13 protein-coding genes are annotated in these 15,725 nt (G+C 67.6%); 8 read left to right on the top strand and 5 right to left on the bottom strand.

Annotated features, from left to right (window positions below; translation table 11 throughout):
- Nucleotides 1-157 precede the first annotated feature (157 nt).
- The 4 genes from ACP59X_RS17605 to ACP59X_RS17590 all read left to right on the top strand — a co-directional run bounded on the left by ACP59X_RS17605 (nt 158) and on the right by ACP59X_RS17590 (nt 6,227).
- On the top strand, nt 158-1,366 hold the full coding sequence (locus ACP59X_RS17605; RefSeq protein ID WP_428560879.1) for a PSP1 domain-containing protein: 1,209 nt from the start codon (nt 158-160) through the stop codon (nt 1,364-1,366).
- A complete protein-coding gene (metG, locus tag ACP59X_RS17600; protein ID WP_428560876.1) occupies nt 1,363-3,303 on the top strand; it encodes a methionine--tRNA ligase in 1,941 nt (646 codons plus the stop codon). The genes ACP59X_RS17605 and metG overlap by 4 nt, the downstream gene beginning before the upstream one ends.
- A 170-nt stretch (nt 3,304-3,473) precedes the next feature.
- Nucleotides 3,474-5,282, top strand: coding sequence for a methyl-accepting chemotaxis protein (locus ACP59X_RS17595; RefSeq protein ID WP_428560874.1), 1,809 nt, complete (start codon nt 3,474-3,476; stop codon nt 5,280-5,282).
- Between the two features lie 648 nt (nt 5,283-5,930).
- A complete protein-coding gene (locus ACP59X_RS17590) occupies nt 5,931-6,227 on the top strand; it encodes a hypothetical protein (RefSeq protein ID WP_428560871.1) in 297 nt (98 codons plus the stop codon).
- Nucleotides 6,228-6,319: 92 nt separating this feature from the next.
- On the opposite strand, the gene ACP59X_RS17585 is transcribed toward ACP59X_RS17590, so the two are convergent.
- The 5 genes from ACP59X_RS17585 to ACP59X_RS17565 form a co-directional block, all read right to left on the bottom strand.
- The gene (locus ACP59X_RS17585) at nt 6,320-6,721 is read right to left on the bottom strand and encodes a bacteriohemerythrin (protein WP_428560869.1); all 402 of its coding nucleotides are present in this window, start codon (nt 6,719-6,721) and stop codon (nt 6,320-6,322) included.
- A gap of 15 nt (nt 6,722-6,736) precedes the next feature.
- A complete protein-coding gene (locus tag ACP59X_RS17580; protein ID WP_428560867.1) occupies nt 6,737-7,339 on the bottom strand; it encodes a hypothetical protein in 603 nt (200 codons plus the stop codon).
- A 264-nt stretch (nt 7,340-7,603) separates the two neighbouring features.
- On the bottom strand, nt 7,604-7,798 hold the full coding sequence (locus ACP59X_RS17575) for a hypothetical protein (protein ID WP_428560865.1): 195 nt from the start codon (nt 7,796-7,798) through the stop codon (nt 7,604-7,606).
- A gap of 31 nt (nt 7,799-7,829) precedes the next feature.
- Nucleotides 7,830-9,371: a methyl-accepting chemotaxis protein gene (locus ACP59X_RS17570; RefSeq protein ID WP_428560863.1), complete on the bottom strand. Its 1,542-nt coding sequence runs from the start codon at nt 9,369-9,371 to the stop codon at nt 7,830-7,832.
- 207 nt (nt 9,372-9,578) lie between these two features.
- Entirely contained in the window at nt 9,579-9,995 is a 417-nt protein-coding gene (locus ACP59X_RS17565; protein ID WP_428560861.1) for a hypothetical protein, read from the bottom strand.
- A gap of 151 nt (nt 9,996-10,146) precedes the next feature.
- Between ACP59X_RS17565 and ACP59X_RS17560 the strand changes: the two genes are divergently transcribed.
- The 4 genes from ACP59X_RS17560 (at nt 10,147) to ACP59X_RS17545 (ending at nt 15,688) form a co-directional block, all read left to right on the top strand.
- A complete protein-coding gene (locus ACP59X_RS17560) occupies nt 10,147-12,045 on the top strand; it encodes an esterase/lipase family protein (RefSeq protein WP_428560858.1) in 1,899 nt (632 codons plus the stop codon).
- Nucleotides 12,046-12,186: 141 nt separating this feature from the next.
- Nucleotides 12,187-13,908: a PAS domain-containing protein gene (locus ACP59X_RS17555; protein WP_428560856.1), complete on the top strand. Its 1,722-nt coding sequence runs from the start codon at nt 12,187-12,189 to the stop codon at nt 13,906-13,908.
- 141 nt (nt 13,909-14,049) lie between these two features.
- Entirely contained in the window at nt 14,050-14,685 is a 636-nt protein-coding gene (locus ACP59X_RS17550) for a DUF47 domain-containing protein (protein ID WP_428560853.1), read from the top strand.
- Nucleotides 14,678-15,688, top strand: coding sequence for an inorganic phosphate transporter (locus ACP59X_RS17545; RefSeq protein WP_428560851.1), 1,011 nt, complete (start codon nt 14,678-14,680; stop codon nt 15,686-15,688). The genes ACP59X_RS17550 and ACP59X_RS17545 overlap by 8 nt, the downstream gene beginning before the upstream one ends.
- The last annotated feature ends 37 nt before the right edge of the window (nt 15,689-15,725 follow it).

Genomic DNA, 15,725 nt, shown 5'->3' with positions numbered 1-15,725 from the left:
AAGCGGTCTACGCGGATGGCCCGGGCTTGTCAACTCGATTTGGCGAAAATTTTTTGCCAGCCCCATCGCGCCATTTGCCGTCCAAGGCCAAATGGCATATGTCCTTGCCCTTGTCGATCATTACCGCCGCCGCGCGCGGCGTATCCATAGGGCGCCCATGAGCCATATCCTCGGTATCAAGTTCCGTGACCACGGACAGCTGTATTACTTTGATTCCGGCCCCTTCGTGGTGGCCGTGGGCGACGACGTCCTCGTCCAGACCGAACAGGGCCTGGGCCTGGGCAAGGTGGCCATCGTGCGCGACACCCCGCCCGAAGACAACGAAGGCCAGGAAATCAAGCCCATCTTTCGCCTGCCTACCCCCGAAGACCTGGACATCAAGCGCGAAAACGACACCCTGGCCCGCGAAGCCCACGCCTATTGCCGCAAGTGCATCGAAGCCAGGGCCTTGGAAATGAAGCTCGTCGACGTCGAAGTCCTCCACGACCGGGGCAAGATCGTCTTCTACTTCACCGCCCCGGGGCGCATCGATTTCCGCGAACTGGTCAAGGACCTGGTCAAGGCCTACCACACCCGCATCGAACTGCGCCAGATCGGCGTGCGCCACGAGACGCAAATGCTCGGCGCCATCGGTAACTGCGGCCAGATGTGCTGCTGCCGCCGCTTCATGCGCAAGTTCGCCCCGGTGACCATCAAGATGGCCAAGGAACAGAACCTGTTCCTCAACCCCACCAAGATTTCCGGCATCTGCGGCCGGCTGCTGTGCTGCCTGTCCTTCGAGCAGGAAAACTACGAGCAGTTCCAGAAGAAATGCCCCCGGGTCGGCAAGAAGTTTTCCACCTCCCTGGGGTTGGTCAAGGTCCTGCGCACCAACCTGTTCCGGGAAACGGTCACCGTTCTCGACGAACTCGGCGAGGAACGCGAGCTGACCGTGGACGAATGGAGCGCCGTGCTCGAGGCCAGGCCGCCCCAGGCCGATGCCGCCGCCGCGGCCAAGCCCGAGGAGCGCCCGCGCGCCGAGGCCCCCCGCGCCGAACCCGGGCGAGCCGGACCCGCCCCGCGGCCGCCGTCGCGGCCGGGCGGCCGGGAGCGGCCCCGCCACCCGTCCCAGTCGGCCGGCCGGGCCACGGCCGAGCCGCCCGCACCCGGTGCGGCCGAAAGCCAAGGCCCGCCCGCGGACGACCGGGAAGGCGGCGGCCGTTCCTCCCGGCGGTCCCGCCGGCCCGGCCGCAAACCTTCCCGCCCCCCCCGCGAGCCGGCCGGGGAACGGGCGCCCAAACAGCCCGGCCCAAGGCCCCCCCACCGCCCCGAGAACCGCCCCGGCGGCGGCAAACCCTCTTCCCGTGACCCGGAGACCGGATCGTGAAGCGCTTTTTCATCACCACGCCCATCTATTACGTCAACGCCAAGCCCCACCTGGGCCATGCCTATACCACCATCGTGGCCGATGCCCTGGCCCGGTTCCATGCGCTCCTCGGCGAACAGGCCTATTTCCTGACCGGCACCGACGAACACGGCGACAAGATCGCCGAGGCGGCCAAGGCCGCCGGACAGACGCCGAAGGAATACGCCGATGCCATCAGCGGCCTGTTCCGCTCCCTGTGGCCCAAGCTTGGCATCACGCCCGACCGCTTCATCCGCACCACCGACGCCGACCATCGCCGGGCCGTGCAGCACGCCCTGCAGGTCGTCTACGACAAGGGCGACATCTATTTCGGCGAGTACGGCGGCCATTACTGCAAGGGCTGCGAGCGCTTCCTGACGGAAAAGGAGCTCGTGGACGGCCTGTGCCCGGACCACAAGGTCAAGCCGGAATACATCGCCGAGCAAAACTATTTCTTCCGCATGTCCAAATACCAGGGCGCGCTCCTGGACCACATCAAGGCCAACCCGGACTTCATCCGGCCCCGGCAGTACCGAAACGAGGTGGTCAGCCTGCTCGAATCCGGCGCCCTGGAGGACCTGTGCATCTCGCGGCCCAAGTCGCGCCTGACCTGGGGCATCGAGCTGCCCTTTGACGCCAACTTCGTCACCTATGTCTGGTTCGACGCGCTCATAAACTACCTCACGGCCATCGGTTGGCCCGACGACCCCGGCTACGCCGCCTGGTGGGAGGCGGCCGAGCACCTGGTGGCCAAGGACATCTTGAAGCCCCACGCCATCTTCTGGCCGACCATGCTCATGGCCATGGGCCTGCCGCTGTACAAGCGCTTGAACGTCCACGGCTATTGGCTGGTGCGCGACACCAAGATGTCGAAATCCCTCGGCAACGTGGTCGAGCCCCTGGACATGGCGGCCCGGGCCGGGCTTTCGGGCATGCGCTATTTCCTTTTGCGCGAGATGGTCTTCGGTTCGGATGCCAGCTTTTCCGAGGAGGCCTTTGCCGGCCGCTTCAACGCCGACCTGGCCAACGACCTGGGCAACCTAGCCAACCGCAGCCTGGCCATGACGGCCAAGTATTTCGGCAGCGTGGTGCCCGGGGACCGGGAGGCGGACCCGGCCGACGACGCCCTGGCCGGCCTGGCCGCCGAGGCCGTGGACAATTTTGTCCAGCTCTTCGGCGCGGCCCAGTTCTCCCGGGCCCTGGAAGCCCTGTGGGAGCTCGTGCGCGGCTGCAACAAGTACATCGACGCCCAGGCCCCCTGGACCCTGGCCAAGGAAGGGCGCACGGCACGCCTCGGCGCGGTCATGGCCAACGTCCTGGGCGGCCTGCGCCTTGCGGCCGTGTGCCTGCTGCCGGTGGTGCCCGAGGCGGCCGCCACGCTGCTTGGCCAGTTGGGCGCCGACCCCGAGGCGGTGCGCCTGGCCGGGCCGGACAAGGCGTTTGCCCCCCTTCCCGCCGGCACGGCCGTGGCCGCCACCTCCAACCTCTTCCCGCGACTGGAGCCCCCGGCCAAGGAGGCCGCCCCGGCCAAGCCGGAAAAACCGGCCAAGGCCAAGGCGAAAAAGGACGCCCCGGCCAAGCCCGGCCCGGCCGCCGAAGTGGAATTTACGGATTTCGCCAAGCTCGATTTGCGCGTGGGCGTGGTGCGCGCGGCCGCGCCCGTGCCCGGGGCCGACCGGCTCTATGCCGTGACCGTGGACATCGGCGAGGAAGCGCCCCGGCCGGTGGTGGCGGGGCTGGCCGAATACTTCAAGCCCGAGGAGCTCGTCGGCCGCCAGGTGGTGCTGCTGGCCAACCTCCAGCCCCGCACGCTGCGGGGCGCGGTCTCCCACGGCATGATCCTGGCCGTGCGCCATGCCGGCGGCATGGCCCTGCTCGGGCCTTCGGCCACGGTTGCCCCGGGGGACAGGGTCTCCTGACGCCAGTCACGCCCTTACCCAAATAAGGTTTTCATTCTGGGGGGTTGACTTGCCCCCTTCTTGTGCTACGTGCACGTGGAACTGTTGTGCCGCTTGTGCGACGTCGACCGATAATCCGGTGGCGGGTCTGTTTTTCGCCGCGCGACGGTGTCCGGGGGGAAAGTATGCGCATGTCCCTGCAGCTGCGTCTGACGCTCACGACCATCGTCGGTTTTTTCCTGGTGGTGCTGGTTGCCAACGGCGTGGCCACCTGGCGGCTGGTGCCGCTGGTGGAGACGGCCCGGGACGCCCTGGCCCGGGTGGAGCGGGACCTGGGCACGGCCGACACCAGCCGGGCCAAGGCCGATGTGACGCGCCTCACGGCCCTCGTCGCGGCCCTGCCCGGGCAGGCCGCCACGGCCTCGCTCCTGGCCGGGGTCGCGGCCGCCGTGGTGCTGGCCGGGATCTTTCTGGCCATCCTCAACCGCTACCTGATGCGCCCGCTGGAAATGCTTGCCGGCTACGCCAACCGGGTGGGGCAGGGCGATACGGGCCAATTGCCGCTGGACAGCCGCTTCCACGGCCGCCTGGGCCTGTTCAAGGAAAGCCTCGAAGCCATGGTGCTGGTCCTCGAAAACCAGCTCGCCCTGGCCAAGGAGCGGGCCCAGGCCGTGGAGGCCCACGCCGCCGCCGCCGAGGAGGCCGGCCGCGAGGCCAGGCGGGCCGGCAAAAAGGACGAAGCCCGGCGCATCGGCATGCTGGCCGCCGGCGAAACCTTGGAAGGCGTGGCCGATTCCATCAAGAAGGCCACGGCCGACCTGCGCGGCGAGGCCCGGGAGGTCAGCCTCGGGGCCGAGGAGCAAAAGGCCTGCATCGACGACACGGCCGCGTCGGTGGCGGTGATGGTCCAGTCCACGGTGGCCGTGGCCAAAAGCGCCGAAATGGCGGCGGCCGCCGCCGAGGAAGCGCGCAAGCGGGCCGACGACGGGGCCGGGGTGGTGGACGCCTCCGTGGCCGCCATCGGCCGGGTGAGCGCCCTGGCCGGGGAGCTCAAGGCCAACATGGCCGAGCTCGGCCAGAAGGCCCAGTCCATCGGCCAGGTCATGACTGTCATTTCCGACATCGCCGACCAGACGAACCTGCTGGCCCTGAACGCGGCCATCGAGGCGGCCCGGGCCGGCGAGGCCGGGCGCGGCTTCGCCGTCGTGGCCGACGAGGTCCGCAAGCTGGCCGAAAAGACCATGGCCGCCACGTCCGAGGTGGCCCGGGTCATCGAGGCCATCCAGAAGGGCACCTTCGACAACGTCCGCCACATGGACCAGGCGGCCGCGGCCGTGGCCAGCGCCACGGACCTGGCCGGCCAGTCCCGGGACGCCCTGAGCCGCATCGTGCGCCTTTCCGGCGACGCGGCCGCCCAGGTCGGTTCCATCGCCGCCGCCTCCGACGAGCAGGTGGCGGCCAGCGAGCGCATCCAGGCGGCCATCGGCCGGGTGCACGACCTTTCGGCCCGCACCACCGAAGGCATGGTCCGGTCCGCCGAGACCATCGAAAACCTCGGCGGCGAAATCGAGGAGCTCATCAAGCTCAACGGCGTCTTCAAGCTCATCGGCCAGGGCACGGCCCAGGACGTGGTGGAAACCATGGCCCAGGCACCGGAGATGACGGGCCTGGACGCGGCCCGGATGGAGGCGCTGATGCGCCGGGCTCTGGCGGAAAACGCCTTCCTGGAGCTGCTCTACGCCACGGACGCCGCCGGGGTCCAGGTGACCGAGAACATCGCGCCGCAGGGGTTCCGGGCCAAGGGGGCGGCCTCGGTGCGCGGAAAGAACTGGTCGGCCCGCCCCTGGTTCACCTCGGTCATGGAGCGCCAGGACACCTCCATTTCGCCCATCTACTTGTCCGAAGCCTCGGGCGAATACTGCCTGACCATCTCGGCCCCGATTTTTTCCGGCGACCGCATCGCCGGGGTGCTGGGCGCGGATATCAAGGTCTTCGGGTAGCCCTGGCGGCATGGTGACAATTATGTCGCATTTTGGTGCCCGGCTGTAGCGCCCGTGTCCGCACCGGTAGCTGGGGGAGCCGGCGGGATGCACCGCGCAGGTAGTTTTGCCCTTTTGGGCCGCGACCCGGGACGGTCTTGTTTGGGCCGTCCGCCTTCTTGGGCTGACGAGCCAAAGAATTTTCACTACAACATGCAGTACTGCTTCAGTAGTTGGGGCACCGGACATGCTGGCGCGTTATTTTGCCTTCCAAAGCGCAGTGGGCATATTGAGGCGGTCTGTTGAGAACGAGTTTCCGTTACTGTGGGAATCGTAATGTCCGATTGGCCGCACCTGGTGGAATCGATTGGGATGATCCCGGTTCACAAATGGTTGGCATTGGGGTGCCGTAGCCTTGACGCAAGTCGGTATCATGTTCTTTTTGACGTAGCCATGGGGAATACATGGCGGGCATTTCCGGGCGACAATCATTTTTTCGTGAGCGACAGGAACGGATGGATTGACATCCGCAGGTGGGACCGGTATTCAAACTTAACCTTGAGGGGCTTGCGGTGAATGAGGGGCCAAGACCTTGGTCCTCTGTATGCGGCAAGTCTAGGGGGAAGTGGCAATATGCCTATTTTCCTGAATATTTAACGGGAGGGCAACATGGCGACATTATCCGGCAGCGGCGGACTCTTTGATTTCACGTCGCTTTTCCAAAACCTTGGTGGCGGACTCTTCGGGTTCACCACAGGTTTCGATCTGACGGGCGGCCTTGGCGGGACCGGCTTCGGCCTGGACCTGACGAGCCTGTTCGGTGGCAGCGGTTTCTCGTTGGACCTCACCAGCCTGTTCGGTGGGACGACCAACAACCTGTTCGCCAGCTTCGGCACCACCGGCGGCACCCTGGACTTCTCGTCCCTGTTCGGTACCGACGGCACCACCTTCAACTTCTTCGGCTAGCCTCTTCGATTCAAATCGAGATCAACGGCCCGGGAGAACAGCGGTTTCTCTCGGGCCGTTGAAATTTTGACGGGTTGGCGGGACCCCGCCGCCTATCGTTTGCCGGCCTGGGCGGCGAAGCGCTGGTCTTCGTTGCGGATGTGCCCGATGAACCATGCTCCGAGGAATTCCAGTGTTTCCAAGGACAAAAGGCCTGGCCCCTCGCCCTTGCGCTCCTCGAGCTGGCGGACCATGTCCGTGAACGTGCCGTGCAGGCGCCGGTGGGCGTCGAGGGCCGGATAGCCGAGCCGAGCCATGAGCGCCTCCTCGTCGGCGAAATGGCCTTCGGCATAGACGCGCATGCCCTGCAAGGCATCGAGGACGCCTTGGCGATGCTGGCCGTCCTCGATACGTTGCGCGAGTTCGCCAAGCATATCGAGGAAATACCGGTGCTGCTCGTCGATGTCGTCAAAACCCGTGCGCAGGCTGTCGTCGAATTGCGGTGTGTTGGCCATGGGCGAGCTCGTGGGTCAGCGGGGCAGGTAGCCGTTGTCGGTGCCGGGCTTGGCCGGGGCCTTGCGGGCCGAGGCCGGGGCGCGGCGTTCCTGCCAGCAGGTGCGTTCGGCCTCGAGTAATCCCCAATTTGTCAATTTGACCGTGTTGCCGCTGCCGCTTTCCGGGTCCTCGCCTTCCACGCGCTGGAGGATCAGGCTGACGGGCCGCAGCCAGGGATCGGAAAAACCCCATTTGTTGCCCATGACCCGGCCGTCGATCTCGCCCTTGTATTCGGTGGGGTCGCCGTAGCGCGCGAGCATCTCCCCGCTGATCTTGCGGAAAAAATCCAGGCTGGCGTCACGGTAGCGCATCTTGATGCGGGCCACCCGCCCCGGCGCGGCACAGGTGCCCACCAGCACGTAGCCCGCGGCGAAATGGGCGTCCCCCCGCACCGGGATGCGCCGCAGCCAGGGGGCGTCGGCCAGGGGTTTGGCCTTGGACAGTGTCAGGCGATTTTTGTAATGGTCGGCCGCGTCGCCAAGGGAAACGCCGGCCAGGCTCGACGGAACCTCGGCCAGGGCCGATGTGGCCGCCAGGCACAGGGCAAGGGCGAAACAACAAAAACGGAAAATGGGCATAGGTACTCCTGGCCGGGCTGTGCCACGCCGGCTGCCGTGCTTGGGGTTGCCGACCCGGTCCGGGCGGCCGCCCAAAGCGCCGTGGCGAGCCGTGCGGACGAGTTCGCGGACAACATGCCTGACGCCGTGGCGGGCCGCAGGGACGGTCAGGGGCGCACCACTCGCGTCGCGTCCTCGAAATCCGCGCCTGTGGATTTCAAGGATAACATGCTTCCGTTATTACTTTTTTCAACAAAAGAGGAACATGTTTTTAAGCGTGCCACGCTAGCGTTTCTTGCCGTAGCGCGTCGTGTCGTGCACGCCACGACGGGCGATTTCGCGGGATTTGAACGCGTCGAAATCGAATTTGCCCGGTGCGATGGCGTCATGGCGCCGGCGTGCCGTCTTGCCGATGAAAAACCACAGGCAGCCGCTCAAGGCCACGAACACCCCGGCGATGACGAGGATCGTTTCCCACATGGTCGGATACTAGCCGCAAAGGGGCCAGCTGTCATCCGCCTCGGCCGGGGGCGGTGAAAAGCGCTTCCAGGTCGCCGGCCACCCGGGCCAGTTCGGCCACGGCCGCCGCCGACACCTCCATGGCCTGGCTCGTGTCCGCGGCCGCGCCGGCCACGTCGCCACCGGCCCGGCGGGCCTCGTCGCCAGCGGCCCGTTGGGCCGTGGCCGCCTCGGCGATGGCCCGGATGTGGACGCAGGTGCGCTGGGCCAGGTCCTGGATGGCGGCCAGGGCCTGGCCGGCCTCGCGGGTGACCGTGGCCGTCTCGCCGACCAGGCCCACGGCCTCGGCCGTGGCCTGGCTGTTGGTCTGGGCGCTGTCGCGGATGGCCGTGACGTTTTGTTCCACTTCCTTGGTCGCGGCCATGGTTTTTTCGGCCAGCTTTCTCACCTCGTCGGCCACCACGGCGAAGCCGCGCCCGGATTCGCCGGCCCGGGCCGCCTCGATGGCGGCGTTTAAGGCCAGCAGGTTCGTCTGGTCGGCGATGTCGGAGATCACGCCCAGGATGCCGCCCACCTCCCGGGCCTGGTCCGAGAGGGTCTGCATGTGGCTGCCGAGGTCGGCGGCCTTGCGCGACAACTGGTCCATGCCGGAAAGCACGCGCTGCATGGTCTTGGTGGCGGTGTCGGCCTGCTGGCGGGCACCGCTGGCGGCCGTGTCGGTTTCCCGGGCCTGGTCGGCGATATGCGTGGCCGAGCGGCCCAGGCGTTCCACGGCGTCGCCCACCTGTTCCAGGCGTTGGCGCTGCTCCCGGGCCGCCCGGCTGGCCTGGCCGACCCGGTCCGACAGGGTCTTGGCCGTGGCGGCCAGATCCCCGGCGATGGCCGCGGCCTTGGCCGCCCGGTCGGCGGTCTCCTCGTTTTGGCGGCAGATGGCCGCTTCCTTGGCCCGCAGTTCCGTAACGTCGAGATACAGGCACAGGCCGCCGATGATGGCGCCCGAGGCGTCCTTTAAAGGGAATACGTTGTAGAAGACGTCGCAACGCCCGCCCTTGTGCCCGGTGATGGTCACCTCCTTGTTGGAGAAGACCATGTCCTGGCGCATGGCCTTGCCGACCACGGTTTCCCGCTTGGAATCGTTGTAGAAGACCTCGGCCAGGGTGCGCCCGAGCTGGGACGACGGCGGCCCGTCGATCTCGAGCATCCGCATGGTCGCTTCGTTGGTGAAAAGGGTGCGTTCGGCCGGGTCGACCAGGAGGAAGGGGATGGGCAGCCCGTCGAGGATGCCGGTGAGGAATCCCCGCCGGGTGCGGGTTTCCTCGGCGCATTGGCGCAAGGCCGCGTCCAGTTCCGGCGGGATGCCGGGCACGGCCTCGGCCCGGCCGTCGGCCATGGCCGCAACCACGCGCCGCACGGCCTCGATTTCGTCGCGACGCCGGCCGGCCTCGGTCAGCACGGCGGCCGCGCCGGCCAGGGCCGGCAGGCAGGCGCCAAGCAGGGCCACGCCCGGTGCGTCGGCGACAAGCCCGCCCAGGCCGGCCGCCGCGAGAACGCACATCCCCACCGCGCCAAGCAGGACCCATACACGCGCCGTCATGGGCATTCCCCCTCATCCCGGCGCAGGGAGCGCACGGCAGCGGGCCGCCGGGAATGCCCGCCATGCCAGTCCCCCACGGTCGTCACCGCCCGGAAGCGGCCGGAAGTGCGTGTCGCGTCCCCGAAAGGAAGGGCATTGTTTCGAAGATGACACCTCGGCATGATGGTGTCCCTTGAAAATACGCCGTATTCTTCAAGGGACTCGACACTAGTTCGTGCGCAGCATGCGGAACGGTCCGCCCGAGGTGGTCATCTGCCAGACTTGGCCGTCTTTGACGAAGTAGCGTGAGCCGTCGTAATTGGCCGTGACCGAGTCGCCGTTGATGACGGCACCGGTCCAGTCCTTGAACGTGGCCAGGGACTTGCCGTCCATCGTGTAGTAGAACATGGCGTACTTGTCGCCTTCCTGGACGAGGCAGAACTCGTATTTGTTGGGCCGGTTGAATTCGCTGGGCCGGCTGCGCATGTAACAGCCGAGCAAGGCGGAGTCAGGGGCCTTGTTGACCACGGCGTAGACGGTCGGCTTGCCGGTGGTGTTCTGGGGGCCGATGGCGTTGAGGCCGTTGCAGGAGAAAAGGGCCAGGGACAGGCAGACGAGGCAAACCGAAAGGGTCAGACGGCGCATGGCTGGAACTCCTGTTACGATATTTTTCTATGATAGCGACTATTCCTTTTCCCCGCGACTGTAAAGCGGCTCCGGGCGGCACGCTTTGCCTTCGGGCGCGATTTCGGGTATGAGCTTGGTCTTGGGCGCAAAGCCCCGGAGAACCCGACTGATGCAATCCCGCCGAGCGCCCCTTGTTCTTCTGTGCTGCCTGATTGTTGCCACCCTGGCCGGCTGCGCCCGCATAGGCGTCTCCCCGGTGCCCGTGGAGACCCGTGCCCGGGAATTTGACCGCACGGCCCTGACCTCCAGCAGCCCCTCGGAGCGGACCCTGGTCTTCCTGCGCCAGCGCGACCTGGAGGCGGCCTGGAAGGCCGACCCCGAATCCATGCTGCTGGCCCTGGACCGGGAGGCCCGGCGGGAAAACGACCGCGAGGCCTTTTTCGTCCTCTCCGAGCTGTGCTGGTACGAAGCCTCCCGGCAGGGCAGGGACAAGGAGCGGGCCGCCTCCTACCACCTTTCCAGCGCGGTCTACGCCACCTCCTACCTCTTCGACGACGCCTTGCTGCCCGGCCTGGACATCTACCATCCCTATTCCCGCCAGGCCATGGAGTTCTACAACCGCTCCCTGGCCGAATATGTCCTCTACGCCCGGGAGACGGGGTTGGCCGCCGTGCCGGGCAAGGAACTGCCCTGGCTTCGCGGCAAGGTGCGCCTGACGGCCCGGGCCTCGGAGCTGGCCTTTTCCACCGAGGAACTGGAAAGCTACCACCTGGCCTACGAATTCGCGGTCACGGGCCTGACCCCCCAGCAGGTGCGCCTGGGCCTGGGCGTGCCCATGGCCGTGACCCGCCGGCCGCCGCCGCCCGATGCCCGCCACGCCGCCGACCGCTTCACCCCCAAGGTGCGCCAGACCTACGCCGCCACGCTCTTTTTGCGCCTGGCCCCGGCGCCCGACCGCAAATCCACGGGCGCCCTGGTCTACGACGCCAGCCTGGAACTCCACGACCCCATGAAGGGCACGAACCTCGAAGTGGCCGGCCGGACCGTGGCCATGGAATACGACCTGACCACGCCGCTGGCGCTGATGATGCAGCAGTCCCCGGAGCCCAACGGCCTGGAGGGCATGATCAACCCGGCCGCCTGGGAAAAGCTCTCGGGCCTGTACATGCTCCAGCCCTACGACCCGGGCAAGATCCCCGTGGTCTTCGTGCATGGGCTGATGTCCAACCCGTCCACCTTCGCCAATGTCTTCAACGGGCTCATGGGCGATCCCGAGCTGCGCCAGCGCTACCAGTTCTGGTTTTTCCGCTACCCCACCGGCAACCCGGTACTCTATTCCGCCGCGTCCCTGCGCCGGGCCCTGGACGAGGTCCGCCGCACCGTGGACCCCAAAGGTGACAACCCCAATTTTTCCCGCATGGTGGTCATCGGCCACAGCATGGGCGGGCTGCTGTCCAAGACCCTGGCCGAGGAGGGCGGCGATGCGCTCTGGGCCCGGGTGTCCAAGGTGCCGCTGGACTCCCTGGCCGTTCCGCCCGACGACAAGGAGGTCGTTCGCCAGGCCTTCTACTTCACCCCGCGGCCGTACGTCGCCCGGATCATTTTCGTGGCCGTGCCCCACCGGGGCTCGGACCTGGCCCTGGGGACCATCGGCCGCATCGGCCGGGCGCTCATCACCCTGCCGGCCACGGTGCTCAAGCCCCTGACGACCGTGGGTGCGGCGTTGTTGCACGCCATGGGGCCGGCGGGGGCCGGAGCGACCATGTCCGCCGCCGGTGCCACGGGCATCGACAGCCTCTCGCCCCAAAACCCCGTCCTGATCGGCCTGGCCGAGGCGCCCCTCGCCGTGCCCTACCATTCCATCATCGGCGACGAAAAGGTGGCCGGCCGCACGGGCGGCGGCGACGGCGTCGTGCCCTACGCCAGCTCCCACCTCGACGGCGCCCGGTCGGAGCTGATCGTCCATTCCGGCCACGGCGCCCACGAACACCCCCTGGCCATCCGCGAGATGCGCCGCATCCTGCTGCTGCACCTCAAGGAGGCCCCGGCGGCCGCCCCCGGCACCTGACCCGGGCGCCGGCCGCCCCCGGCACCTGACCCGGGCGCCGGCCGCCGTCTTGCCCCTTGCCCCCGGAGCCCTTGCCGCCTATATCTCTGCGTCACGAAATCGCCATCCGTTCGCAACGGTTTCGTCACACGGGGAGAGGCCATGGGCAACCGTTCCATTCGTCTGCATTTTCTGCTTTGGACCTGGGGCTTTTTCCTGCTGGTCCTAAGCGCCGCCTTCGTTTTCGCCACGGGCCGGGCCGAGCGGGCCGTGCTGGCCGAGGCCGAGGAACGGGCCAAGACCTCCCTGGACTTGGTCGGCTTCCTGCTGTCCCGGGAGCCGGGCCTGGGCACGGAAACGGGCCTGGCCGCCTTCGCCGACGCCCTGGGGCCGCATCTGGGCTTCCGGCTGACCTACATCGTGGACGGAAAGGTCGTGGCCGATTCGGCCGTGCACGCCGCCGGCGTGGGGGAGATGGAAAACCACGGCGACCGGCCCGAGGTGCGCCAGGCCTGGCGCGACGGCTTCGGCCAGGACGTGCGCAAAAGCCACACCCTCGGCCGCGACATGCTCTACGTGGCCCGGGCCTACCCCGGGGGCCAGGGCGTGCCGGCGGGCATTTTGCGCCTGGCCCTGCCGGTTTCGGCCCTTTCCGGGGAGCTGGCCCGGTTTCGCGACGCCTTGCTGGCCGTTTTGGCCCTGGTCTTCGTGGCCGGGGGCGTGGCCGCCTTTTTTCTGGCCCGGGGCATGTCCCGCTCCATCGAGGCCATCGCCGGCGTGGTGGCGGCCGTGGGCCAGGGCCACTACGACCGGCGCATCCATATCGTGCCGGCCAAGGATTTCATGCCCCTGGCCGGGGCCGTCAACCGGCTGGCCGAGCGCATCGGCGACCATGTCCGGGAGATCGAGGACCGCCGCCAGCGCCAGGAGGCCATCCTGGAAAGCATGGCCGAGGGCGTGGCCATGCTGGACGCGGCCGGGCGCATCGTGGCCGGCAACCGGGCGTTGCGCGAGATGTTTCCGTTGCTTGGCGACAGGCTGGGCCGCTCGCCCATCGAGGCCGGCATGCCCCTGTGCGTGGAGCGCGCCCTGGCCGCCTTCGACCCCCAGGCCGGGCCGGCCCAGCGCATCGGCCGCTTCGAATTGCCCAACAGCCGGGTGGTGGAAGTGACCGTGGCCGTGCTGGCCGGCGAAAAGGACAGGGCCGAACGGGTCGTCACCGTCCACGACGTCACCGAGGCGGCCACTATGGACCGCATTTTCCGCGATTTCGTCATCGATGCCTCCCACAACCTGCGCACGCCCCTCACCAAAGTGCGCGGCTTCGCCGAAACCGCCCTGGACATGCTGCCCGGGCCGGGGGCGGACGCTTCGCAACAGGCGGCCGGCCACGGCCAACCCGGCCAACCCGGCGAATCCGGCGGCCCGAGCCCGGCCCGGGCCATCGGCGCGGTCATCCGGGCCGCCGACGACATGAAGGGCATCATCGACGGCCTGCTGGCCGCCGCCCGCGAGCGTTTCGCCGCGGCCAGGGCCGGCTCCGACGTCATCGGGGCGCTCAAGCAGGCCCTGGCCGCCAGCGCGCCCCTGCTGCGGGCCAAGGACGTCACGGCCCGCCTGGTGGACGCCCCGGCCGGCCCCGTGCTGGTCAAGGCCGGCCACGAAGCCCTGGTCAAGGCCTTTGGCGCGCTGCTGCCCCAGACCCCGGACGCCGTGTCCGTGGCCGTGACCGTCAGGGTGGAAGCGGGGCAGGTGGAAGTGCGTTTCGAGGGGCCGGCCAACCTGGGCATCGTGCTGCCGGTCAAGGAGCTGGCCGAAAGCGGTGGCGAGGCCTTTCTCGACGGCGCGGCCAGGGTTGTTCGCCTGCCCCTGGCCGGTGGCTAGTGTGGCGTTCGCTAAAAGATAACTATTTTAGTGTGTTATTCTCGAAATCCGGATGTGCGGATTTCGAGGGCGCGACACCAGGGTTGCGTGCGCCCGCGTGAAACAACAACCAAGCAGTCAACACAGAGCAGCGGAGACGCCATGGGCTTCAGCCTGTTTCCCAGGTCGGTGAAATTCTACGACCTTTTTTCGGAACAACATCGCAAGCTCGTCAAGGCGGCCATCATCCTCGACGAGCTGTTCGCCACCTTCGACGACGTGGAGGAGCGCTGCAAGCGCATCACCATCATCGAATCCGAAGGCAACGCCATCAGCCGGCGCATCGCCAAGGAATTGTCCCTGACCTTCATCACGCCCATCGACCGTGAGGATATCCACGAGATCAACCTCACCCAGGAAGACATCCTCAACCTGATCAAGGCCATCGCCTCGCGGGTCGGGCTTTTCGGCTTCAGCCGCATCCGCTACCCGGCCCGGCGCATCATCGCCAACCTGCGGGCCATGATCGAGGAGGTCGGGGCGGTGCTTGGCCGCATGCGCCAAAACAAGCAGGCCGAGGAACAGTTCCTGAAAATCGAAGCCCTCAAGCACGAGTGCGAGACCCTGCTCATGGTCGGCATCGGCGAGCTCTACGACGGCGGCGAGGAGACCGGCGACTACGCCGCCATCCTCGACATCGTCAAATGGAAGCACCTCTTCGACCGCATCGAGGCGGCCGTGGAGCGCACCGAGGCCCTCTCCGACGTCCTGGAAGGCGTGGTGCTCAAAAATGCCTGACATCCCCTTTTTGCTCGTGGCGGTGGTGGGCATCGCCCTTGTTTTCGACTTCACCAACGGCGCCCACGACAGCGCCAACGCCATCGCCACCATCGTCTCCACCAAGGTGCTCTCGCCCCTGGCGGCGGTGTGCATGGCCGGTGCCCTCAACCTCCTGGGCGCCTTTCTGGGCACGGCCGTGGCCCACACCATCGGCAGCGGCATCGTGCGGCCCGAGGTGGTGGCCGGCAGCCAGGGCGTGGTCCTGGCCGCGCTGTTGGGGGCCATCTTCTGGAACCTGCTCACCTGGTACTGGGGCCTGCCCTCGTCGTCCTCCCACGCCCTGGTCGGCGGGCTCATCGGCGCGGCCATCGCCTACGGCGGCTTCGGCGCGCCAAGCTACGGCTCCATCGCCGCCAAGGTCCTGCTGCCCCTGGTGCTTTCCCCGCTGGCCGGTTTTTTTTCCGGCTACGCCCTGATGGTCATCCTGTCGTGGATGGTGCGGCGGGCAACGCCCAGGCGGGTCAATTTCCTGTTCAAAAAGCTGCAAATCCTGTCTTCGGCCTTCATGGCCACGAGCCATGGCTTAAACGACGCCCAGAAGACCATGGGCATCATCACCCTGGCCCTGGTCATCTTCGGCGAGATTCCGGAAATGACCGTGCCCTTTTGGGTCAAGCTTTCCTGCGCCCTGTCCATGGGCCTGGGCACGGCCTGCGGCGGCTGGAAGATCGTCAAGACCATGGGCCACAAGATTTTCAAGCTCGAGCCCATCCACGGCTTCGCCGCCGAAACGGCGGCGGCGGCGGTCATCTGCGGCGCCTCGGCCCTGGGCGCGCCCATTTCCACCACCCACACCATCTCCACCACGGTCATCGGCGTGGGCGCCTCCAAGCGGCTGTCCGCCGTGCGCTGGGGGGTGGCCGGCCGGCTGGTGGTGGCCTGGGTGATGACCATCCCGGCCGCGGCCGTGGTGGCGGCCATCTGCTACGAAGCGCTTTCCTTGACCGGCATCGCCCGGTAATACGCCGGCGCCCCACGCTTCCCCCCGCGTCCCGATG

The organism is Solidesulfovibrio sp. DCME, assembly GCF_049995385.1.
Classification (GTDB): Bacteria; Desulfobacterota; Desulfovibrionia; order Desulfovibrionales; family Desulfovibrionaceae; genus Solidesulfovibrio.
Note: the sequence above shows the minus strand (reverse complement) of the source record. Positions and strands in the feature narration are given on the sequence as shown.

Excerpts from the sequence above, each read along its gene's own strand:
- ACP59X_RS17545 (WP_428560851.1), top strand. The coding sequence starts at position 14,678 with ATGCCTGACATCCCCTTTTTGCTCGTGGCGGTGGTGGGCATCGCCCTT.
- ACP59X_RS17570 (WP_428560863.1), bottom strand. The coding sequence starts at position 9,371 with ATGACGGCGCGTGTATGGGTCCTGCTTGGCGCGGTGGGGATGTGCGTT.
- ACP59X_RS17585 (WP_428560869.1), bottom strand. The coding sequence starts at position 6,721 with ATGGCCAACACACCGCAATTCGACGACAGCCTGCGCACGGGTTTTGAC.
- ACP59X_RS17560 (WP_428560858.1), top strand. The coding sequence starts at position 10,147 with ATGCAATCCCGCCGAGCGCCCCTTGTTCTTCTGTGCTGCCTGATTGTT.
- ACP59X_RS17605 (WP_428560879.1), top strand. The coding sequence starts at position 158 with ATGAGCCATATCCTCGGTATCAAGTTCCGTGACCACGGACAGCTGTAT.
- ACP59X_RS17565 (WP_428560861.1), bottom strand. The coding sequence starts at position 9,995 with ATGCGCCGTCTGACCCTTTCGGTTTGCCTCGTCTGCCTGTCCCTGGCC.
- ACP59X_RS17550 (WP_428560853.1), top strand. The coding sequence starts at position 14,050 with ATGGGCTTCAGCCTGTTTCCCAGGTCGGTGAAATTCTACGACCTTTTT.
- ACP59X_RS17555 (WP_428560856.1), top strand. The coding sequence starts at position 12,187 with ATGGGCAACCGTTCCATTCGTCTGCATTTTCTGCTTTGGACCTGGGGC.
- ACP59X_RS17595 (WP_428560874.1), top strand. The coding sequence starts at position 3,474 with ATGTCCCTGCAGCTGCGTCTGACGCTCACGACCATCGTCGGTTTTTTC.
- ACP59X_RS17590 (WP_428560871.1), top strand. The coding sequence starts at position 5,931 with ATGGCGACATTATCCGGCAGCGGCGGACTCTTTGATTTCACGTCGCTT.
- ACP59X_RS17575 (WP_428560865.1), bottom strand. The coding sequence starts at position 7,798 with ATGTGGGAAACGATCCTCGTCATCGCCGGGGTGTTCGTGGCCTTGAGC.
- ACP59X_RS17580 (WP_428560867.1), bottom strand. The coding sequence starts at position 7,339 with ATGCCCATTTTCCGTTTTTGTTGTTTCGCCCTTGCCCTGTGCCTGGCG.